Below are 20,849 nucleotides of genomic sequence, written 5' to 3' on the forward strand. Positions count from 1 at the left end.
GCGTTTTTTTTTATTACTTTTAAATTCACCAAAAACCAATTTATGAATTCAACCTTGCTCTTAAGAATTGCTACGGCCATTATCCTCCTGACCCATTCCGTTTTTGGAATGTTTAATAATGGCATTAATGATTTTGGAAATCTTTTCCTAAATCAAATTGGTTTTGCTCCCTATGGCGTATTTCTAGCTTGGAGCATCAAATTATCTCATGTTGTAGCGGCGGTACTTTTGTTAGCAAACAAATACGTTAAACTTGCGGGTTTTGTAACCATTTTTGTTCTTATAATGGGAATCATTCTAGTGCATTTTAAAGAAGGCTGGTTTGTTGTAGGCGGAGGAAGAAACGGTGTTGAATATAATTTTCTGCTCATAATAGTTTTATTGGCAATTATTTATCCTAGTGGAATCATAAGAAAGCAAAAAAGTAATTCATAAACCAAATATGGAACTGAAATGGAAATAATGTGTAAAAATTGCCATCAGATCTTTACAGGTCATTATTGCAATAATTGCGGTCAGCCTGCAGAAACACACAAAATAAATATTCATTTTTTGTGGCACGACATTCAGCACGGTTTATTGCATTTTGATAAAGGTATTTTGTATTCTCTAAAACAATTATTTACAAGGCCAGGCCATTCTATTCGCGAATTTATTGAAGGAAAAAGAGTTCGTCATTTCAAGCCTTTATCACTGGTTGTGGTTCTTGCAACCCTTTATGGTGTTTTATACCATTATTTCCACATTAATACTTTTGATTCGGTAAAGAGTCCAAACATAGATTCTGATTATTTAAACGAATGGTTCGCCACGCATTTCTCGTGGGTAACAGTGGCTTCTATTCCTATTTATACTATTGGTACGTATCTCATTTTTAGAAAACAAGGTTATAATTTTGTGGAACTTTTTGTGCTTAATACTTTCAAAGCTGCACAAAGAATTTCTGTACAGCTACTAACAATACCAGCATTAATTTTTTTCAATCATACTTCACACATACAGCAGTATACTTATACCATGTATATTATTGGTATTGTTTTAATCTTTTGGACCAACATTCAGTTCTTCAATAAAATATCTAAAACAAAAGCATTTTTATTATCCATATTAAGCCATCTTATTTTTTTAATCTGCTTTTTAATACTAACTGCTATTGTACTTCTTCTCTCGGGTAAATTTTCAGATTAGAAATATAAAAAAAGGCTCAACATGGTGTTGAGCCTTTCTTATGAATTAATAATTATTGTAAATTATTTATTTCTTTACTTTTTTAGTTTTGTAGTATTTATGATATTTTGGATACGTAATTGCTCCAATTATACTAATGGCAATTAGTAAATAATATACCCAGTTTAATGAATGTGCTTCTCCGCTTGCATAAGAATGCAGACCAACTAAGTGAAAATTCACTCCATAATAAGTAAATAAGATCGAAATAAAAGCAAACATACTCATTAAGTTAAAGAACCATTTTCCTCTTAGCGCAGGTACAAAACGAGCGTGAATAACAAAGGCATAAACCATAATTGAAATTAAAGCCCAAGTTTCTTTTGGATCCCATCCCCAGTAACGTCCCCAGCTTTCATTTGCCCATTGTCCGCCAAGGAAGTTTCCAATAGTCAACATAATAAGACCAATTGTTAAGGCCATTTCATTGATATAGCTTATTTCTTTAATATGTAAGTCCATTTTAGTTTTGTTTTTCTCAGTTGTAAAGAAAATCAATACAAGACCAACAAAACCTAAAATCATTCCTAATGCAAATGGGCCGTAACTAGCAACGATTACTGCAACGTGAATCATTAACCAGTAAGAATTAAGCACCGGCTGTAAATTTGCAATTTCAGGGTCAATCCAGTTCATATAAGCAGCCATCAAAATCATTGCTGTAACAAATGCAGATGAAGCAACTGTTAATTTAGATTTTCTATCAAAAGCAAGTCCGAAGAACATAGTTGCCCAAGCCACATATACAATAGATTCGTACGCGTTACTCCAAGGTGCGTGTCCAGAAATATACCAGCGTGCAATTAATCCTACCGTATGAAGTGCAAACAATAATCCCACCATAACGTGGAAAACGTTTACGGTAACACGAAGCCATTTTTTCTCAAAGAAAATATTTAAAATCGTAAATATTAACATCAAAATAGCTACTGTAATATACCAGTAAGGCAAAACTTTAAATACATCATACTTATTGTAAGCAATCTCTGCATCGATTTTTTGCTCACTTGGTCTTACTTTAGCTCCAAATTTCTTTTGAAAACCATTGATGCTTTCTACTAAATTATCTGCTGTATCGAAGTTTTTTTCGATAGAACCGTTATTTAAAGCACTAAAATATAACGGAAGAATTTGTTTTACGTAAGTAGAATCCATTCCTTTAAAACCAGCACTTTCACGCTCTAAATAAGAAACCCATTTGTGGTTTGGATCATTTGGAATTGGGAAGATTCTTAAAATACTTCCGCTTAATGCCGATTCCATTAAGTTTACTTTTTTATCAGTCTCAACAAAATCTTTCTCAAAATTATTCGGATTTGCTGCTTTGTAAGCTGCATCTAAATAAGGAGATAATTTATAATTTCCTTGTTCATCAAAGAATTTTACGAACGGTGCATATTGATCTTTAGAATCAATTCCGATAATTTTACGAATACTATCATTTCCAGATTTAATATAAATCAATGGAACTTGAATCCAAACCTGCGCATATTGCGTCATAGATAAGAAAACCTGATCAGAATTCATTTCGTTATACTTATCACTATGACTTACTTTACGAAGTAATTCTGATGAAAACGTATTAATTGGCTTCATTCTACCTCCAGCATCCTGAATAATCAAACGACCAAATTTTGCTGCGTGCGCTTCTGGCGCTTTGTAAATATTCAATAAAGAATCTAACTGTTTCTTGCTTGGCGGAGCCGTAACGTGATTGGCATGATCATTTGAATCTGCCGTATGCTCATGGTCATGATCATGATCGTGTGAATGAACATGAGGGGTTTGCTGTGCAAATCCGTTCAAACTAATCAATAAAACTAAAATAGTAATTAGCTTTTCTTTTTTCTTCTGAATGGCTTCTAATTTCTTTTTCAAATCACCAAAACGAGAATGTTTCGTAAACATAATTGCCATTAAACCAATGTATAATAGAAAATAACCAAAATAAGTAATATTCGTTCCCCAGAAATCGTGGTTTACAGATAAAACAGTTCCTTTTTCGTCTGGATCAAATGAAGATTGGAAGAAACGGAAACCTTTATAATCTAAAACGTGATTCATAAAAATATCGGCATCAAAAGTTTCTGTAGAATCCTGAACGGTTACTTTACTTTTGTATGAAGAATAACTTTTTTCTGTTCCAGGATATTTCTCAGCAATAAAATCGTTCAAACGAATTTTAAATGGCAAGACATAAGCTTTACTTCCAAAGAAAATAGAATATTCTATATTGCCAATTTTAACCGTTTTAGCTTCGCCAACTTGGCCTTTATTACCAAAAACCATTACTTCTTTTTCCTGTCCTTCTGCTTTTACTTTAACGACTAAGGCATCAGAATGAGATTTTGCTTTGAAATCATTATTAGATTCGTAATCCACTTTTCCTTTCAATGGAGGCTCTGGAAATACAATTCTAATATCTCCAATGCTGTATAATGAACGCATCATTAAAGGCTGCACATTATCTTTTGTAACTTTTCCTTTAAATTGATCTGCCATTCGCATAAATTCACCCTCAAAAGGAGTCTGGATTGTATATTCTTTTCCAGTTGTATTGATGTTAATGGCACCGTCTGTCTGCTTATTTAAAGCAAATAAAACATTGTGAATGTTCTGAACTTCACCTTCTTTCAGGTAATGTTCTTCACGTCCACCCGCTCCAGCTTCAACTAATTTAAGGTATAAAGTTCCGTTTGGATCTGGCTTAACCACTTCTTTTGCTCCCATGATATAGTTCGAATAGGTAACTTCAAAAGGAGTTTCGTCAAATTTTCCTGAAATGCTAAAGTCATTATTGGTAACAGGAGAAAATAAAAGGCTTTTTTCAAAAACCCTTCTTTTCATTTCCCCTTTATATTCACCATCAGCAAAAATGGTTAAAAAGGTTTTATCTGAATATACTTGGTTTTCTGCCGCGCCTTCGCGAATTGGCATCATTCCTTCGTAACTAATATATCTTGTAATAAAAGCTCCTAAAAGGATAAAAACAAAAGCAAGGTGCAATAAAAGAGTTGCCCATTTTTCTTTTTTATGCAATTGATATCTTTTGATATTTCCGAAGAAATTAAGCATAAAGATGGCCATAATTGCCTCAAACCACCAAGTATTGTAAATTAGTATTCTAGCCGTATCGGTATTGTATTTACTTTCGATAAAAGTTCCAATACCCATTGCAATTGCGAATGTTAAAAAAAGAACGGCCATTAATCGTGTAGAAAACAAAAAAGAGAATATTTTTTTATCCATTTCTTAGGAATTACATTGTATAAAAGTGCGACAAAAGTACTTAAAAATGTTGATTAGCAGGCTTTGCCTTTTGTTAATAAAAACCAAAAATAAGGACTATTTTTTAAACGAATTGGTAATAAGGAAAGTTTAAACCTACAAAACAGATGTGCTTTTTTTGAATAATTGTTTTTAGCTAAAAAGTGTTAGAATTCTAACCAAAACCAGAAGACAATAAAAATTTCAAAAAAGCATTATCAATATTCAATAGTCTCCCGCATTAAAAAAAATAATACTAATTTTGCTTTCATGATTCAGATAACAATAATCGGTTCCGGCAATGTTGCACAGCATTTGATAAAGGCTTTTTCTGCCAGCAAAATTGTTGAAATTAAGCAGGTTTTTTCACGAAAGAAAGAAGCCTTACTTCATTTGATTGATTCTGAAAAGATTGTAACCGATTTTCAAGCATTAGAACCTACTGATTTGCATATTATTTCAGTTTCAGATAATGCCATTACAGAAGTTTCAGAACAGCTTCCGTTTAACAATCAATTGGTGGTTCATACTTCTGGAACATCTTCCATTGAACTTTTAGATCCTAAAAACAGACGAGGTGTTTTTTATCCGCTTCAGACATTTTCTAAAAATAAAGAATTAGATTATTCTGTTGTTCCATTCTGTTTGGAAGCAGAAAATACAGCCGATTTCAAACTTTTAGAAACCATTGCAAAAAGTGTTTCAACTGCGGTTTATTCTATAAGTTCAGAACAGCGCAAGGCACTTCATGTTGCTGCCGTATTTGTAAGCAATTTTACGAATCACTTGTACCAAATGGGGCACGAAATCTGCGAAGAAAACCAAGTTCCTTTTGCTGTTTTAAAGCCTTTAATTCAGGAAACGGCAGATAAAATCAATACACTCGATCCTATTGATGCACAAACAGGCCCAGCGATACGCCATGATTCTAACACAACCAATGCGCATATGGCCTTTTTACAAGACGAAAACAAAAAAAATATCTATAAAATCCTAACACAATCTATACAGCATAATGGGAAAAAGTTATAAAGAAATAATGAATGACATCACAACGTTTGTTTTTGATGTAGATGGCGTACTTACAGATGGTTCTGTTTTTGTAACCAATGAAGGCGAAATGTTAAGAACAATGAACATTCGTGATGGTTATGCAATGAAAGCGGCTATTGAAAGTGGTTACCATGTATGCATTATTTCTGGCGGAAGCAATGAAGGTGTACGTGTACGTTTGCGCAATTTGGGCGTTAATGACATTCATTTAGGAACTCCGGATAAAGTAAAAACTTTTAGAGCTTACTGCGAAAGCAACAATATTAAACCCGAAAATGTGTTGTATATGGGAGACGATATCCCTGATTTTCATGTAATGAAATTAGTTGGACTTCCAACTTGTCCGCAAGATGCTAGTCCGGAAATTAAAACACTATGCCGCTATATCTCACATGTAAAAGGCGGACGTGGCGCTGCGAGAGACGTTATCGAGCAAGTGATGAAAGTGCAAGGAAAATGGATGGATTATTTTAACGGAAAACACGATTAAGTAATCAGTCGCAGTTTTCAGTCCCAGTATCCATTTAAAAAAACTCAGTACCTTAGAATCTTAGCCTCTCAGAACCTTAGAATATGAAATTCCTAAAACTTATTCGTTATAAAAACCTTTTAATGCTTGCTTTTATGCAGCTGCTTTTTCGCTATGCCTTTTTAAAACAACAGCAAGTTCCGCTGGCATTGGCTGACTGGCAATATGGATTGCTGGTTTTAAGCACTGTTTTATTAGCCGCTGCAGGTTATGTAATTAATAATATTTACGATGTGGGAACTGATAGCATCAACAAACCGCAAAATGTTGTCGTTGGAAAAGGAATTACAGAAACGGCTGCTTATAATATTTATATAGGTTTAAATATTTCTGGCGTAGCAATTGGTTTTATTCTGTCGAATATTATTATGAGGCCGACTTTTGCATCCCTTTTTATTCTAATAGCTTCGCTTCTATATTTTTATGCAACGAGTCTAAAACAAATTATGATTTTAGGTAATTTCGTAGTGGCATTGCTTTTAGCAGCAAGTGTGTTAATTATTGGCATTTTTGATCTTTTTCCTGCTACAACAGGCGAAAATCAAGCCCAAATGGCCAGTCTTTTTTCTATTCTAATAGACTATGCCTTATTTGCTTTTATGATTAATTTTATTCGTGAAATTATAAAAGATATCGAAGATGTAAATGGCGATTACAATATGGGAATGAATACGTTACCTGTTGCAATAGGAGTTAATAGAGCGGCCAAAATCGCTTTGGGCTTTGCTGTTGTTGCATTTATTATGTGTGCGCTTTATTGCAATACGTACTTCATGCAAAACAAGCTTTACATTTCAGTATTTTATGCTTTTGCCACTGTTTTAGCGCCTTTGCTTTATTTTATAGTAAAAATATTCAGTGCAAAATCTCAAAAGGAATTTCATCATTTAAGCAACATCTTAAAACTTATCTTATTCTTCGGAATCTTATCAATCTTGGTTATTGCCTTAAATATCAAATACAATGCTTAAAGAAAAACTAAAAAAGTATAAAATCATTTTAGCTTCGGGTTCTCCTCGCAGACAGCAATTTTTTAAGGATTTAGACCTTGATTTTGAAATTCGCTTAAAAGACGTTGAAGAAATTTATCCGCCAGAATTAAAAGCGGTAGAAATTACCGATTATCTAGCCGAATTAAAGGCCAGCGCTTTTGAAGGAGAATTGAAAGAAAACGAAATCTTGGTTACAAGCGATACCATTGTTTGGCACCAGAATAAAGCTTTAGGAAAGCCTAAAAGTGCCGAAGAAGCATTTGAAATGATTAAATCGATGTCTAATGCAACTCATGAAGTCATTACTTCTGTTTGTTTTAAAACTTCAGATTCCTCTACTCTTTTGCACGATATTACAAAAGTAACCTTCAACGATTTGTCAGACGAAGCTATTTTGTATTATATAGAAAACTACAAACCTTATGATAAAGCTGGTGCTTATGGTATTCAGGAATGGTTTGGTTTTATGGCAGTTGCAAAAGTAGAAGGTTCTTATACCAATGTAATGGGGCTTCCGACAGCCAAAGTTTACGAATTTTTGACTACATTAGTGTAAAAATTTATTTATGTTTTCTTTTAAAGAGTATAGCCGAGAAATAATAGCGACAATCATTCTTATTGGTGTTTTGATTGTATTACGTATAGTAATTGCTAAACTAATAAAGCAATTTGCGGCTACAAGCCAATTATTTGAGCATCGTACCAATCTGGTTATTAAGTATATTAATATTTTAATGAATATACTTCTTGTAACCATTTTGATCATAATCTGGGGGGTTCAGACAGAAGATATTTTTATTACCATTTCTTCTATTGCTACTGTAATTGGTGTTGCTATGTTTGCGCAATGGTCTATTTTAAGCAATATTACTTCCGGAATGGTTTTATTCTTCTCCTTTCCTTTTAGAATTGGAGATACGATTAAAATTCATGATAAAGATTTTCCAATTGAAGCTGAAATCGAAGACATTAATACTTTCCACGTCAGCTTAAAAACAAAAGAAGGAGAAAAAATTGTTTTCCCGAACAATTTACTGCTTCAAAAAGGAATTTCGATTATTCCAGCAAAATATGAAGAGCGAGAGTTTTTTGACTAAAATGTAATGGGAATTTTATAACGGGCGCAAGAAAAGCTAGAACGTAAAAAGACAAATAAAGTGTAATATTTGTTTTATAAATTCAGCTAAATAAAATAAAAAATGACTCGGCCCATAACATTACCCTTTTATGCAAAACTTTCTTTTATTCTTGTAACTTTAATTTGTTTTGCATTCATTTTTTGTCTCGGAAAAGATATTCTTACGCCCATTTTAATGGCATTTTTATTTGCCGTTTTACTCCTTCCGATTTTTACTTTTCTAAAGACCAAACTTAAGTTTCCAAGGCACCTCGCTGCTATAGTCTGTCTTGCTATTTTCATTTCTATTGTGGTCGGAATTCTAGTTTTTATCTCCTACCAAGTCACTTATATGGCCAATGATTTTGAAACTATAAAGAAAAATGCAAACTCCTTTATTGTCGAAATTCATAAGTTTATAAGAGAAAATTTTCAGGTAAGTATTGGCGAACAGAAAAAATATCTGGATTCTGTCACAAAAGATTCGGTCAAAACGGGTCAGGCTAAACTAGGTTCATTTATAATTTCGATAAGTGATGTTTTTTTAGACAGTACCATTATGATCATTTACACTTTTCTGTTTTTAATTTATAAAGAGCATTTTAAACTGTTTTTTGCCAAATTAATCAAACAGGAAAATCATGGTATTCTGCAAGATATTTTGTCTCAGATAAAAGTTTCGATCAATAATTATATCGTCAGTTTAATTATCGAAATGATTGTGGTTTCGGTATTGACGAGTTTAGGTTTATGGATCATTGGCGTGAAATACTTCGTCCTTCTCGGATTGATTACGGGAATTTTAAACTTGATTCCTTATATCGGAATTTTTATTGCTGGAATTATTACCGTTCTGGCATCGTTAACGGGATCTGGAGAAATTTCAGTAATCCTCGGAATTCTAATTGTAAACGTTATTGTTCAGTTTATTGATAATAATCTCCTTGTGCCGTTAATTATTAATTCTAAAGTAGAAATAAATGCTTTTGTTTCTATTATGGGAATTATTGTCGGAGGTGCTGCTGCTGGAATTGCCGGAATGTTCTTAGCCATTCCTCTTCTGGCTATTTTGAAAATTATTTTTGATCGTATTGATTCACTTTCTGCTTGGGGTTATCTTATGGGGAATCATGTACCGCGGAAATTTGCTTGGAGAAAAAGAAAAATTACAACAGAAAATTAAAAATAACGTTATGCTAGCATAGCATCTGTTTATTCCTTAAATTCATAAAACTTAAAACTATTAGAAGAAAATTACCGAATGTCTTTAAACAATAAAATACTGTTTTTTATTTTGCTGTGCTTTTGTTTACAAAGCGGGTATGCACAGGTAAATGATAGTAAAAAAGAGCCCAAAAAAGAGAAAGACACTACGGAAATCTACACTAAGATTAGAAATTACTCTAAGAAAAATAAATTTACGCAGACCATGCATAAATTATTCTTTAGATCTAAAAAGTCGAAGAAAAAAGACGAACTGCTTGTTCCTATTGATTCCACAAATTATGATGGGAAAATTATTCGAAAAATCAATATTATTACTCTGGATCCTTTTGGGTATTCTGTTGCCGATACTACTCTAACTCCGAAAAACTGGGGAGAAAGAATGGGTAACAGACTTCATTTAAAAACAAAGAAAATTGCCATTTACAACTTGTTGCTTTTTAAGAGAAATTCTCGTTACGATACCTACAAAGTTCTAGAGTCTGAGCGTTTGATTCGTGCGCAGCGCTATGTTACAGCGGTTAGAATTTCCAATCAGACAGTGGGTCAAGCTTCAGATTCTGTAGATGTTACCATTCGTGTTTTAGATTCCTGGAGTACAATTCCGAGGTTTTCAATTTCGAGCAATCAAGTTTCGGTAGGTTTTAAAGAAAAAGATTTTTTTGGAAGTGGACAACAGCTTGAATATCGTTTTACCAACCGTTTTGATGACGGTCAAAATGCCAATGAAGTAACGTATACTGTTCCCAATATTAAGAATACCTATATAGGAACTGTTCTGCATTACAAAATGGATTTAGATAATAACTATATTAAAAGCATTGATATCGAACGAGACTTCTACTCTCCCCTGACCAAATGGGCTGGCGGATTTTATATGGATGAAAGTTTTAGAAAAGATACGCTTCAGGCTCCAGATTCTACATTTGCTTATCAACCCAAAAAATATACCTCACAAGATGTTTGGGCGGGGCGTGCTTTTAAAGTATTTGAAGACAATCACAAAGCCATAACAAACCTTGTTACTACTGCTCGTTTTTTGAATGTCAATTACAGTGAGTCGCCATCTGATCTTTACGATCCGAATCATTTTTATTCTTCTGAAAAGCTAATTCTGAGTGGAATTGGTCTCAATACAAGAAAATTTATCAAAGACAGCTATATTTTTAGAAACGGACAAACAGAAGACGTACCGATAGGAAGAATATATGGTGTTACTTTTGGATATCAGTACAAAAACACTTTTTGGCGGCCTTATGTTGGGGCTCAATTCTCTTTTGGAAATTATTACCGTTTAGGTTTTTTAAGTATGAATTTTGAAGCAGGCACTTTTTTTCATCAATCCAAAACTTACCAAACTTCCTTTCTGTTTGAATCCAATTATTTTACAAAATTATTTAGCGTCGGAAATTGGAAAATCAGACAATTCGTAAATCCGAAAGTGGTAATTGGAATAAATCGTGATGACATAATTGGAGATCAGCTGAATATAAATGAAGGAAACGGAATTCCTGGATTTAACAGTTATTTGTATGGAACCAGCAAAGCTGTTTTATCACTACAGACACAAACGTATTCGCCACACTCTTTACTTGGATTTCGTTTAAACCCATTTTTCAATTATTCCATTGCAGTATTAGGAAGTCCAGAAATGGCAATGACAAAGAGTAAGCCCTATTCTAAACTTACCGTAGGATTATTAATTAGTAATGACTACTTGGTTTTCAGCTCATTCCAGCTTTCGCTATCTTATTATCCAAGTATTCCGCAACAAGGCGATAATGTTTTCAAAACCAATACTTTTGAAACTACCGATTACGGACTTCAAAGTTTCGAACTTGCAAAGCCTAGAGTTGTCAATTACAAATAATTTTTTTTGTCTTTTTTTTGAAAAACTCTAAAAGCAACAAAAACCTTTAAAATCAATAAATTAACCATTTTCAACCGCTTTCTCTACTCGTTGAAATGCATTTTTACTCGACAAAATACATCTCTTTTTATTTTTTGGCACAGTATATGAATATCCCTATTCAAGATTAACATTATAAAATTAAAAAGAGATGAAAACGATAAAATTAGCAATCGCCGGATTATTTCTAATGGTTGCAAACGCCACACAAGCCCAAGTATCGGTTAACGTAAATATTGGTGCTCCACCAGCTTGGGGACCAGCGGGATATACAGAAATGGAATATTACTATCTTCCAGATGTTGAGGCTTACTACGATGTTCGTGCTGCTCAATTTATCTATTTCGGAGGCGGAAAATGGGTAAGAGCGACGTACTTACCTAGACAATATAGAAACTATGATTTGTATGGAGGTTACAAAGTAGTTTTGACAGATTATCACGGTAGAACTCCTTATACTTATTTTGACCGTCATAGAGTGAAATATTACAGAGGATACCACGGAGCTCCACAAAGACCATACAAACCAAGACCTGTATATGGTTACAGTGAACGTCGTCATTACGATCGTAAAGATTACAAACATTACGACAAACACAATAAACATGATAAACACCATGACAGACATGATCATGATGATCACGATCGTGGGCATGGACACGGTAGAAGATAATAATGCTAAATTACTAGCGATCAATACAAGAGAGTATCAAAAAAAAACGATACTCTCTTTTTTTATGATTTGTTTAATGGGATCTTTTGTTAAAATGTTGTATATTCAATATAAATAACTGTATTACAGTAAGTTTCGTGTTAAAAATCTGATCTGTAATATATTTATAATATATATTTGCGCCGAATTTTAAAATCCAAAAAAGAAATTTATGAAAAAGAATGTTTATTTGCTTTCATTTTTAGCAATGTCACTGTTAATAGGTTGTGACGATAACAATGACAACAAAAACGATGGACAATCGTCAAATAACATTCCCATTACCTCAGATCAATCTACATTAAACCAAAGACTTGACTTAACTAATTCTGGGGTAATCTCGATCGAAAATGGTGCTTTAGCAGGAAAATCTGCAGAGACTACCAACACTTCTTTTCCTCTTGTTCAAATTGCCGAAGTAAAACCACCAGTTGATGCAAACGGAAGAACGTTACAAGCTAGTCACGTTACTGTAAACGGAAATTACGCCTATGTTTCTTATATTATGAGAGGCGATGCTTATTCTGGAGCTATTGACGTGATTGATGTTTCTGATCCGTACAAGCCAAAATTGGTCACTTCTGCCCTAATTCCAAGCACAGATATTACTTCTCTGACTTTTTCAGGATCAAATTTAATTATCGGAGCTGCTAAAGATGTGGACAAAGACACTCAACTAGCAGGGAATCCGGCAATTGTGTTTAATATGGAGTTAAGTTCAGGATTGCTTACAGATAAATTGAAAACAAATTACTTAGAAAGTAGAGTTACAACAGACGTAGCTGCTAATGCTTCTAATTATTTTGCTGTAACGGGAGACAACGGAAGTTTGTTTAAAGTAAACAGTTCTACAAAAGTAATTGCAGGAAAAGCTGCTATGGCCGATTTCCGTTCTATTGCTTTAACAAGCGATAAAGTTGTTACTTTAAGCGGAACTAAAGGAGTTAACATTTACAATCAATCGACTCTTGCATTGCAAAAGAGCTTTACAACTTCTGTAGACGTTAGTGGGGCAAAAAGAACGATGGATATCGACGGAACAAAACTTTTTGTTTCTGAAGGTCCAAATGGTCTTGGCGTATACGACATCAACAGTGGATCAAAGTTACAAACTATCGGAATCACAACTGCAGGCGAAGACAATGTAACCAATGCAGTTTCTTTTAATGATGGTTATGCTTTTGTTGCTAACGGAGCATTAGGACTTAATGTGTATCAATCTGCAACACAGCTAAATTTATTAGGTTCGGTTGGAATTGCAGGTTCTTCAAACTATGTAAAATCAAGCGGAAATTACATTTATGTAGCAAGCGGAACTGGCGGTTTGAAAATCATTAAAATGGAAAAACCAAATACTAATTTTGCGAGCTGTCTAACTTATGGTTTATACAATCAAGGGAGAGATTTGATTTTAAATTCTAATGATATAAAATCTTACCAAGGAGCAACAGCTATTAATTCGGCAATCATTAATTCTGGTGCAGTTTTAACACATTGTGGTTCTATTACTGTTCTTAGTAACTTAACACTAAATAGCGGTGGTACTTTTAACATGAGAGGAAGTTTATCTCAAGGTAAATACCAGCAATCATCTCCAACAGAATTAATTATCAATAGCAATGCTACATTGCAAGTTGAAGGATCTGTTGTAATTTGGGGAGATTTGAGATTGAATAGTGGCGCTAAAATCAATTTCATTGGAAATACTTCTTCTATCACTATTTACGGAAAAGTTACAAAAGGTACTGGCGTAACTATTACAGGAAACTACGTTGATACAGAAAACAAATTGAAATAAGCAGTAAACGGCATCAAATATATATTTTTAAGAAGCTGTCAGAACCAATCTGGCAGCTTTTTTTGTTTCATCATCTTAAAGAAAGGTATAATTATTGAGCGTTAACATTTCATTTAAATAATCTTCCATAAAATAATTACTATTTTTGGAATAATTTCAAAAAAACACCTAACACTCACCATGCGAAAAATACAGATTCAAATCTTTATTCTATTTTTTATAGGTTTTCAGATTTCATTTGCACAACAGCCGCAAAAACCAAATTCAGTTCAAATTTACAATCAAATTAAAAAACTAAACTTTTTAGGTTCTGTATTGTATGTTGCTGCGCATCCTGATGATGAAAACACTAGAATGATTTCGTATTTAGCCAATGAGATGAATGCCAGAACGGGTTATTTATCACTTACTCGTGGAGATGGCGGACAAAACTTAATTGGCCCGCAATTGCGTGAATTATTGGGTGTTATTAGAACTCAGGAATTAATTGAAGCTCGAAAAATAGATGGTGGCGAACAATTTTTTTCTAGAGCAAACGATTTTGGTTTTTCAAAAAATCCATCTGAAACTTTAGATATTTGGGACAAAGACAAAGTACTTGCTGATGTAGTTTGGACCATTAGAAAATTTCAGCCAGACGTTATTATTAATAGATTTGATCATCGTTCTCCTGGTACAACACACGGACATCATACCTCTTCTGCCATGCTGAGTGTTGAAAGCTTCAAATTAACAAACGATCCTAAAATTTATCCCGAACAATTAAAATATGTTTCTCCTTGGCAGGTAAAACGCCAATTCTTCAATCCTTCTTGGTGGTTTTACGGAAGCCAAGAAAAATTTGATGCTGCCAATAAATCTAAATTTACGAAGTTAGAAACAGGCGTTTACTACACAGGAATAGGAAAATCAAATCAGGAAATCGCTGCTTTAAGCCGAAGCCGTCATCAGTCACAAGGTTTTGGAAGTACTGGTGTTCGCGGTGAAGAAACCGAATATTTGGAGCTAATTAATGGCGAGACCCCAAAAGAACGTGATAATTTATTTGACGGTATAGATACAAGCTGGAACCGTGTTAAAAACGGAAAACCAGTTGGAGATTTGATTTCTTCCATCATTTCAAAATACGATTTTAGCCATCCTTCTGCAAGTATTCCAGATTTAGTCAAAGCCTATGCAATGATTCAAGCTTTAGACGATACCCATTGGAAAGAGATTAAACTTGCTGCTATAAAAAACATTATCGCATCTTGTTCTGGTTTATATCTTGAAGCGGTTGCCAACGAACAAGAAGCAACTCCAGGAAGTACAATAAAATTAACTCTTGAAGCTATTAATAGATGTTCTATCGGAATGCAATTAATTAGTGTGACTACGCTTCCAGACAATCAAACAACAGCCCAAAACGTTGTATTGAAGAATAATAACGATCAGAAGATCAATCTGCAATTGCAGCTTCCAAACAATATAGAATACACTCAACCTTATTGGCTAAAAGAAAAAGCAACAGTTGGAATGTATACCGTTTCTAATCAAGAAATTATTGGTACACCAGATATTATTAGAGACACAAAAGTGGTCTTTAACATCAAAATCAATGATATAGAGATTCCGTTTGAGCGCACTGTTGTGTACAAGTACAATGATGGCGTAAAAGGCGAAATGTACAATTTTCTTGATATCGTTCCAGAAGTTACAACTTCTATTTTAGAAAAAGTTTTAATTTTTGGAAATACCAAAAGCAAAATGGTTCCGGTAAAAGTTCGCGCTGGAAAAGATGATATAAAAGGGAATCTACAATTAGAATTGCCTAAAAGCTGGTCTGTTTCTCCAAAAGAAATTCCGTTTGTTTTAGACAAAAAAGGCAACGAGCAAATCTTCTATTTTGAAGTAACACCTCCAGTAAATCCAGAGGAAGCCACAGTAAAAAGTGTCGCAATTGTAGACAAAAAACGCTTTGACAAAGACCTAACTATTATTGATTTCAGTCATATTACCAAACAAATGGTTTTAAAACCATCTGAATCAAAATGCATTAGAATTGATTTAAAAATTTCTGGCGATGCAATTGCTTATATTATGGGCGCTGGAGACGAAGTTCCGGAAAGTTTGACTCAAATGGGATATAAAGTTTCGATCTTAAAACCCGAAGAAATTACTCCAGAAAAATTAGATTCTTTCAGTACTGTAATTACCGGAGTTCGTGCTTACAATACCGTAAATGCTTTGGCAAACAAGCAAAATATACTTTTCAATTTTGTAAAAAGCGGTAAAAACATGATTGTACAATACAATACAAATGGAAAATTAGTGACGGACAAAATTGCTCCTTATCCGTTGAAATTATCAAACGATCGTGTAACAGAAGAAAATGCTAAAATTACATTCTTAGCACCAAATCATCCTGTTTTAAATACGCCTAATAAAATATCTGAAAAAGATTTTCAAGGATGGACACAAGAACAAGGTCTATATTATCCAAACGAATATGATCCTGCCTTCACTCCTATTATTTCGTCGCACGATAAAGGAGAATCTCCAAAAGATGGAGCTCTTCTTGTCGCACCTTACGGAAAAGGATATTACATTTACACTGGTTTGAGTTTCTTTAGAGAATTGCCAGAAGGTGTTTCTGGAGCCTATCGATTATTATCGAATATTATTTCTCTAAAACAGCCAATTGAAGCTCCTAAACAAGATTTAAAGCAATAAATATGGAAGCTAAAAAAATAAAAAAATGGAAAAAAAGCTACACTTATGTTTTAGTAGCAAATGCAATCTATATTGCTATCTTTTTCTTAATCATGCAATTATACTCATAACCTATGCAGCTATTTGACTGGATCGTACTTATTGTTACACTTTTATTTATTGTTGGATACGGCTCTTGGAAAACCCGAGGAAGTAAAAACGTAGAAGATTTTATTTTAGGAAACAACGAAACACCTTGGTACACTGTAGGTCTTTCTGTAATGGCGACACAAGCGAGTGCAATTACATTTTTATCAACTCCAGGACAGGCTTATCATGACGGCATGGGGTTTGTGCAATTCTATTTTGGTTTGCCAATTGCGATGATTGTTATTTGTTTGACTTTTATTCCGCTATATCATAAAAGCAAAGTTTATACGGCTTATGAATTTTTAGAAAAAAGATTTGATGTGAAAACCCGTTCGCTTGCTGCAATTTTATTTTTAGTGCAAAGAGGTCTAGGAACCGGTTTAACTATTTATGCTCCAGCGATTATCTTGTCTGCACTTCTAGGATGGAATTTAACTGTAATGAATATCATTATCGGAGTTTTGGTAATCATATATACCTTTTCTGGAGGAACAAAGGCGGTAAACGTTACGCAAAAACAGCAGATGTTTGTCATTATGTCTGGAATGTTTATCACGTTTTTCTTGATTCTGCATTATCTTCCAAACGATATGACTTTTAATAGTGCGCTGCATATTGCGGGAGCAAATGACAAAATGAATATTGTTGACTTTTCTTTTAATCCCGAAGAAAAATATACTTTTTGGAGTGGTATTACAGGAGGTTTCTTTTTGGCACTTGCCTATTTTGGTACAGACCAATCACAGGTGGGACGTTATTTATCTGGGAAATCAGTTCGCGAAAGTCAAATGGGATTAATCATGAACGGACTTCTAAAAGTGCCAATGCAGTTCTTTATTCTTCTCACAGGGGTTATGGTTTTTGTATTTTTTCAGTTCAATCCAGTTCCTTTAAATTTTAATCCGAATAATAAAATTGCAATTGAGAAGTCGGATTATAAACAAGAATATCATGTTTTAGAAGAAAAGCTAGTGAAACTTTCTGAAGATAAAAAAGTTATTAATTTATTGTACATCGATCAGCTGAATCAAGACTACGACAATCCGATTTTGCGTAAAGAATTGGTTGCGCTATCGAATAAAGAAAAAGATCTTCGCGATAAAGCCAAGGAAATAATTTCGAGAGCCGATAGTAATTCGGAAACCAACGATAAAGATTATGTATTTTTTCATTTTATTCTGCATTATTTGCCAAAAGGTCTAATCGGATTGTTATTGGCCGTTATTATTTCGGCTGCCATGTCTTCTACTGCTTCTGGATTAACTGCACTGGCTTCTACAACAGCAATAGATATTTACAAACGAAATCAGAAAGAAGAAAAGTCGGAGAAACATTATTTGCATGTTACCAAGTTTTTTACTCTTTTTTGGGGAGTTATAGCAATACTTTTTGCTTGCGTTGGAACTTTGTTTGAAAATTTAATTCAGCTTGTAAACATTATTGGTTCTATTTTCTACGGAACTGTTTTAGGAATCTTCCTTGTAGCTTTTTATACCAAAAGAGTTCAGGCAAAACCAATGTTTATCAGTGCTCTCATAAGTCAGCTTACGATTTTTGTGATTTATTATTTTATGGTTTACAGACAGGAGAAACTAGGTTATTTATGGCTTAATTTTATTGGAGCTATTTTGACTATTGTATTGGCGCTTTTACTTCAGTTTTTGTTCTTTAAAGGAAAATCGGATGATAATGAGTTAATAATTGAATAAAAGATGATTAGCAAACTGTTTTAGTGACTGATTCATTAATTAAACAAAAATCGCACAAATAAGACCTGATGCCCTAGCCCTGATGGGAGCGGCATCCTTTTGTGGCGGGGTTCGCCACAAAAGATACAGCGGACAGCAGGAAATAGCTGCTTAAAATTCGGATAACTATTTTCTTCCAATACGATTCTTCATTTATTGTAAGTAAAAAAGACTATTTTAGTAAGTTGTAAAACTGATCTAAAACTAACCAATTTTAAGCTGAAGAAATGAAGATTTCAGACGATTTAGAAAAACTATTGCCATTTGGCTATCTCTTTTTGATTGTAATGGGAATACTGAAAGACAGTATTTATTATTATCAATTCGGAATTAATATCTTAAGGTATTCTACTATTATGGACGTTTTAATTAGTCCGATTGCTGAATTTACCTCAAACCCAATTATTCTTGGAGCCATCATTATACTTTTTCTGGTGCATTTTTATCTTCCTTCTTTTTTAGCGAAGAATAAAGATTTGACCTTTGTAAAAAGATCTTTTGAACTAAAATCGACTGATGCATTATCTCCAGAAGAAACTAAAAGCTACTATAATAGCATTGCCATAAAATCGCTTATACTTTTTCTGTTGTCTTTTTTTCTTGGCTATGGTATGGCAGGAGGTTATTTTACCAAGAAAAAGCTAAAAGAAAACAAATTGGAGTACAGCTATCAAATGGATTTTAACGAAGGAGAATCTAAAAACGTTTTTGTTATTGGAAACAATAGTTTGTACTACTTTTATTTTGTCAAAGGAGATAAAAAAGTAAAAATTACTCCGCTAGCCGCTATAAAAAACATTGAACTGGTTGAGAACAGAATGATTGATTAATTATTGTTATCTAAAAAAAAAGCTTTATGAAAGATCACAGAAGGTACAGCAATAAAACCAAAGCTGCTTTTATATTACTAGTTGTAATGCTTATCATTCTGCTTGGTAACTTTAATACGTTGCGAAATTCTAAAAACGTAAATGATAATATCAATGCTATTTACAAAGACCGATTGGTTGTGGCGCATTATATTTTTCAATATTCTAAAGAACTTCATTTTATAAAAGCTGAAGCTGAAAAATTAGATTTAAGCGATAATATCAAGAAAGATGAAATTATTCACACCTTAAACATTATTCATACTATTGATGATTTGTATGCTAAAACGGTTTTAACAAATAAAGAAAAACAGTACTTTGATGCTTTTTTACTTTCATGCAAAGAAATCAACAAACAGGTTGAAAATAAAGATTGGAACAAAATAGCCAATTCGAGTGCACAAGCATTAAAAACTCTCGAATCTCTTTCGCAAATTCAGATTGAAGAAGGGAAGGCAAAACTTGCTGTCGCAAATGCTATGTACAGCAGAAACAATGTACTTGGCCAACTTCAAATCGCATTGCTGATTATTTTAGGAGGCATTACTTTTTATTTACTAATTATAAAGAAAATAAAAAGGACGGTAAAAATTCCTGAACCGCCCTCTATGAATTAAATTTCTTAAAGTTTTCTTTCTTCTTCTTTTATTGAAAGATCATTGATACTTGCAAAACGTTTTTGCATCAAACCATTTGCATCAAACTCCCAATTCTCATTTCCATAGGCTCTAAACCAGTTTCCTTCAAGATCTTGATATTCATACTCAAAACGAACTGCAATTCTATTTTCGGTATGTGCCCAATATTCTTTTTTAAGTTTATAATTTTTCTCCCTTTTCCATTTTTGCGTTAAGAACTGTACAATTTCTTCTCTTCCGTTTACAAATTGATTTCTGTTCCTCCATTCACTATCAATCGTATAGGCTTTTGAAACTCTTTCTGGATCCTGACTGTTCCAAGCATCTTCTGCTAATTGAATTTTCTCTATTGCTGTTTCATATGAGAAAGGCGGCAATGGCAATTTCTGTTCCATAATAATTAGATTAAAGTTTGGATAATTTTCTTAGTTTGCTCAATAAGTTGATTGGATTTGAAAAGTTGACTTTCTATAATGCAACTCTCAAAAAGCAGATAAACGTGATCTGATAAAAGATTATCATTTAAAATTTCGGTAAAATAGACGCGTAAATCGGCTTTATGGTTTTGAATTACGTCTAAAATTTTAATATTATCTGATTGAATTTCTGATAGAATATTTAGAAAACTGCAACCTCTAAAATTTTCCTTTTTATTCATATAAATTAAGAAATCAAAAGAAGCTAAAATTTTTAGTTTCCTGTCCTCTTCTTTGGATGTAAACTTTTGCAATTCTTCAAACCAAAAGAAATGACGCTGATTTAAAAAAGCCACACACAAATCCTCCTTAGATTTAAAATGCTGATAAAAACTTGCCTTTGCAACTTTTGCTTCTTCAATAATTTGATTGATGCCAGTAGCATTATAACCTTGTGTGTGAAATAAAGTAAATGTCTTCTCTAATATTCTTTCTTTTGGCAGCATAAC

The 20,849-nt window shown here is 33.3% G+C and carries 18 protein-coding genes; 15 read left to right on the forward strand and 3 right to left on the reverse strand.

Annotation, left to right across the window (positions count from 1 at the left end; all coding sequences use genetic code 11):
- The first annotated feature begins 42 nt into the window (after positions 1 to 42).
- Positions 43 to 435 carry a DoxX family protein gene (locus QLQ95_RS21320; RefSeq protein ID WP_428239084.1) on the forward strand — a complete coding sequence of 131 codons (393 nt, stop codon included), beginning with the start codon at positions 43 to 45 and terminating at the stop codon, positions 433 to 435.
- An 18-nt stretch (positions 436 to 453) separates the two neighbouring features.
- The gene (locus QLQ95_RS21325) at positions 454 to 1,188 is read left to right on the forward strand and encodes a DUF3667 domain-containing protein (RefSeq protein WP_482501576.1); all 735 of its coding nucleotides are present in this window, start codon (positions 454 to 456) and stop codon (positions 1,186 to 1,188) included.
- A 66-nt stretch (positions 1,189 to 1,254) separates the two neighbouring features.
- On the opposite strand, the gene QLQ95_RS21330 is transcribed toward QLQ95_RS21325, so the two are convergent.
- Positions 1,255 to 4,476: a cytochrome c biogenesis protein gene (locus QLQ95_RS21330; RefSeq protein ID WP_482501578.1), complete on the reverse strand. Its 3,222-nt coding sequence runs from the start codon at positions 4,474 to 4,476 to the stop codon at positions 1,255 to 1,257.
- 288 nt (positions 4,477 to 4,764) lie between these two features.
- Here QLQ95_RS21330 and QLQ95_RS21335 point away from each other — a divergent pair, with 288 nt between their 5' ends.
- From QLQ95_RS21335 to QLQ95_RS21395, 13 genes are all read left to right on the forward strand, one after another.
- Complete coding sequence (locus tag QLQ95_RS21335; protein ID WP_095931167.1) at positions 4,765 to 5,526, forward strand: Rossmann-like and DUF2520 domain-containing protein; 762 nt, start codon at positions 4,765 to 4,767, stop codon at positions 5,524 to 5,526.
- Positions 5,510 to 6,037, forward strand: coding sequence for a KdsC family phosphatase (locus QLQ95_RS21340; RefSeq protein ID WP_482501580.1), 528 nt, complete (start codon positions 5,510 to 5,512; stop codon positions 6,035 to 6,037). The genes QLQ95_RS21335 and QLQ95_RS21340 overlap by 17 nt, the downstream gene beginning before the upstream one ends.
- Positions 6,038 to 6,120: 83 nt before the next feature.
- The gene (locus QLQ95_RS21345) at positions 6,121 to 7,047 is read left to right on the forward strand and encodes a geranylgeranylglycerol-phosphate geranylgeranyltransferase (RefSeq protein WP_320495503.1); all 927 of its coding nucleotides are present in this window, start codon (positions 6,121 to 6,123) and stop codon (positions 7,045 to 7,047) included.
- Entirely contained in the window at positions 7,040 to 7,624 is a 585-nt protein-coding gene (locus QLQ95_RS21350) for a Maf-like protein (protein ID WP_095931164.1), read from the forward strand. Before QLQ95_RS21345 ends, QLQ95_RS21350 begins: the two co-directional genes overlap by 8 nt.
- Positions 7,625 to 7,634: 10 nt before the next feature.
- Positions 7,635 to 8,165, forward strand: a complete 531-nt coding sequence (locus tag QLQ95_RS21355) for a mechanosensitive ion channel domain-containing protein (protein ID WP_202002950.1) — start codon at positions 7,635 to 7,637, stop codon at positions 8,163 to 8,165.
- A gap of 102 nt (positions 8,166 to 8,267) precedes the next feature.
- The gene (locus QLQ95_RS21360; RefSeq protein WP_482501583.1) at positions 8,268 to 9,368 is read left to right on the forward strand and encodes an AI-2E family transporter; all 1,101 of its coding nucleotides are present in this window, start codon (positions 8,268 to 8,270) and stop codon (positions 9,366 to 9,368) included.
- Positions 9,369 to 9,614: 246 nt separating this feature from the next.
- A complete protein-coding gene (locus tag QLQ95_RS21365; protein ID WP_482501585.1) occupies positions 9,615 to 11,279 on the forward strand; it encodes a hypothetical protein in 1,665 nt (554 codons plus the stop codon).
- A gap of 190 nt (positions 11,280 to 11,469) precedes the next feature.
- The gene (locus tag QLQ95_RS21370; protein ID WP_428239088.1) at positions 11,470 to 11,991 is read left to right on the forward strand and encodes a hypothetical protein; all 522 of its coding nucleotides are present in this window, start codon (positions 11,470 to 11,472) and stop codon (positions 11,989 to 11,991) included.
- Positions 11,992 to 12,202: 211 nt separating this feature from the next.
- The gene (locus tag QLQ95_RS21375; RefSeq protein WP_482501587.1) at positions 12,203 to 13,828 is read left to right on the forward strand and encodes an LVIVD repeat-containing protein; all 1,626 of its coding nucleotides are present in this window, start codon (positions 12,203 to 12,205) and stop codon (positions 13,826 to 13,828) included.
- A 180-nt stretch (positions 13,829 to 14,008) separates the two neighbouring features.
- On the forward strand, positions 14,009 to 16,540 hold the full coding sequence (locus QLQ95_RS21380) for a PIG-L family deacetylase (RefSeq protein ID WP_482501589.1): 2,532 nt from the start codon (positions 14,009 to 14,011) through the stop codon (positions 16,538 to 16,540).
- A gap of 113 nt (positions 16,541 to 16,653) precedes the next feature.
- The gene (locus QLQ95_RS21385) at positions 16,654 to 18,378 is read left to right on the forward strand and encodes a sodium:solute symporter family protein (protein ID WP_482501590.1); all 1,725 of its coding nucleotides are present in this window, start codon (positions 16,654 to 16,656) and stop codon (positions 18,376 to 18,378) included.
- Between the two features lie 266 nt (positions 18,379 to 18,644).
- A complete protein-coding gene (locus QLQ95_RS21390) occupies positions 18,645 to 19,247 on the forward strand; it encodes a hypothetical protein (RefSeq protein WP_482501592.1) in 603 nt (200 codons plus the stop codon).
- Between the two features lie 26 nt (positions 19,248 to 19,273).
- Positions 19,274 to 19,903, forward strand: coding sequence for an MCP four helix bundle domain-containing protein (locus tag QLQ95_RS21395; protein ID WP_482501594.1), 630 nt, complete (start codon positions 19,274 to 19,276; stop codon positions 19,901 to 19,903).
- A 5-nt stretch (positions 19,904 to 19,908) separates the two neighbouring features.
- On the opposite strand, the gene QLQ95_RS21400 is transcribed toward QLQ95_RS21395, so the two are convergent.
- Together QLQ95_RS21400 and QLQ95_RS21405 are read right to left on the reverse strand one after the other, a co-directional pair.
- A complete protein-coding gene (locus QLQ95_RS21400; protein ID WP_428239205.1) occupies positions 19,909 to 20,319 on the reverse strand; it encodes a DUF1348 family protein in 411 nt (136 codons plus the stop codon).
- A gap of 5 nt (positions 20,320 to 20,324) precedes the next feature.
- Positions 20,325 to 20,846 (reverse strand): TetR/AcrR family transcriptional regulator, encoded by a 522-nt coding sequence (locus tag QLQ95_RS21405; RefSeq protein ID WP_482504071.1) that lies wholly within the window; start codon positions 20,844 to 20,846, stop codon positions 20,325 to 20,327.
- Between the last annotated feature and the right edge of the window lie 3 nt (positions 20,847 to 20,849).

Source organism: Flavobacterium sp. B330r (assembly GCF_056824325.1).

What these genes read in the sequence shown, in the direction of transcription:
- QLQ95_RS21320 (WP_428239084.1), top strand. Translation starts at nt 43, where the DNA reads ATGAATTCAACCTTGCTCTTAAGAATTGCTACGGCCATTATCCTCCTG.
- QLQ95_RS21325 (WP_482501576.1), top strand. Translation starts at nt 454, where the DNA reads ATGGAAATAATGTGTAAAAATTGCCATCAGATCTTTACAGGTCATTAT.
- QLQ95_RS21330 (WP_482501578.1), bottom strand. Translation starts at nt 4,476, where the DNA reads ATGGATAAAAAAATATTCTCTTTTTTGTTTTCTACACGATTAATGGCC.
- QLQ95_RS21335 (WP_095931167.1), top strand. Translation starts at nt 4,765, where the DNA reads ATGATTCAGATAACAATAATCGGTTCCGGCAATGTTGCACAGCATTTG.
- QLQ95_RS21340 (WP_482501580.1), top strand. Translation starts at nt 5,510, where the DNA reads ATGGGAAAAAGTTATAAAGAAATAATGAATGACATCACAACGTTTGTT.
- QLQ95_RS21345 (WP_320495503.1), top strand. Translation starts at nt 6,121, where the DNA reads ATGAAATTCCTAAAACTTATTCGTTATAAAAACCTTTTAATGCTTGCT.
- QLQ95_RS21350 (WP_095931164.1), top strand. Translation starts at nt 7,040, where the DNA reads ATGCTTAAAGAAAAACTAAAAAAGTATAAAATCATTTTAGCTTCGGGT.
- QLQ95_RS21355 (WP_202002950.1), top strand. Translation starts at nt 7,635, where the DNA reads ATGTTTTCTTTTAAAGAGTATAGCCGAGAAATAATAGCGACAATCATT.
- QLQ95_RS21360 (WP_482501583.1), top strand. Translation starts at nt 8,268, where the DNA reads ATGACTCGGCCCATAACATTACCCTTTTATGCAAAACTTTCTTTTATT.
- QLQ95_RS21365 (WP_482501585.1), top strand. Translation starts at nt 9,615, where the DNA reads ATGCATAAATTATTCTTTAGATCTAAAAAGTCGAAGAAAAAAGACGAA.
- QLQ95_RS21370 (WP_428239088.1), top strand. Translation starts at nt 11,470, where the DNA reads ATGAAAACGATAAAATTAGCAATCGCCGGATTATTTCTAATGGTTGCA.
- QLQ95_RS21375 (WP_482501587.1), top strand. Translation starts at nt 12,203, where the DNA reads ATGAAAAAGAATGTTTATTTGCTTTCATTTTTAGCAATGTCACTGTTA.
- QLQ95_RS21380 (WP_482501589.1), top strand. Translation starts at nt 14,009, where the DNA reads ATGCGAAAAATACAGATTCAAATCTTTATTCTATTTTTTATAGGTTTT.
- QLQ95_RS21385 (WP_482501590.1), top strand. Translation starts at nt 16,654, where the DNA reads ATGCAGCTATTTGACTGGATCGTACTTATTGTTACACTTTTATTTATT.
- QLQ95_RS21390 (WP_482501592.1), top strand. Translation starts at nt 18,645, where the DNA reads ATGAAGATTTCAGACGATTTAGAAAAACTATTGCCATTTGGCTATCTC.
- QLQ95_RS21395 (WP_482501594.1), top strand. Translation starts at nt 19,274, where the DNA reads ATGAAAGATCACAGAAGGTACAGCAATAAAACCAAAGCTGCTTTTATA.
- QLQ95_RS21400 (WP_428239205.1), bottom strand. Translation starts at nt 20,319, where the DNA reads ATGGAACAGAAATTGCCATTGCCGCCTTTCTCATATGAAACAGCAATA.
- QLQ95_RS21405 (WP_482504071.1), bottom strand. Translation starts at nt 20,846, where the DNA reads ATGCTGCCAAAAGAAAGAATATTAGAGAAGACATTTACTTTATTTCAC.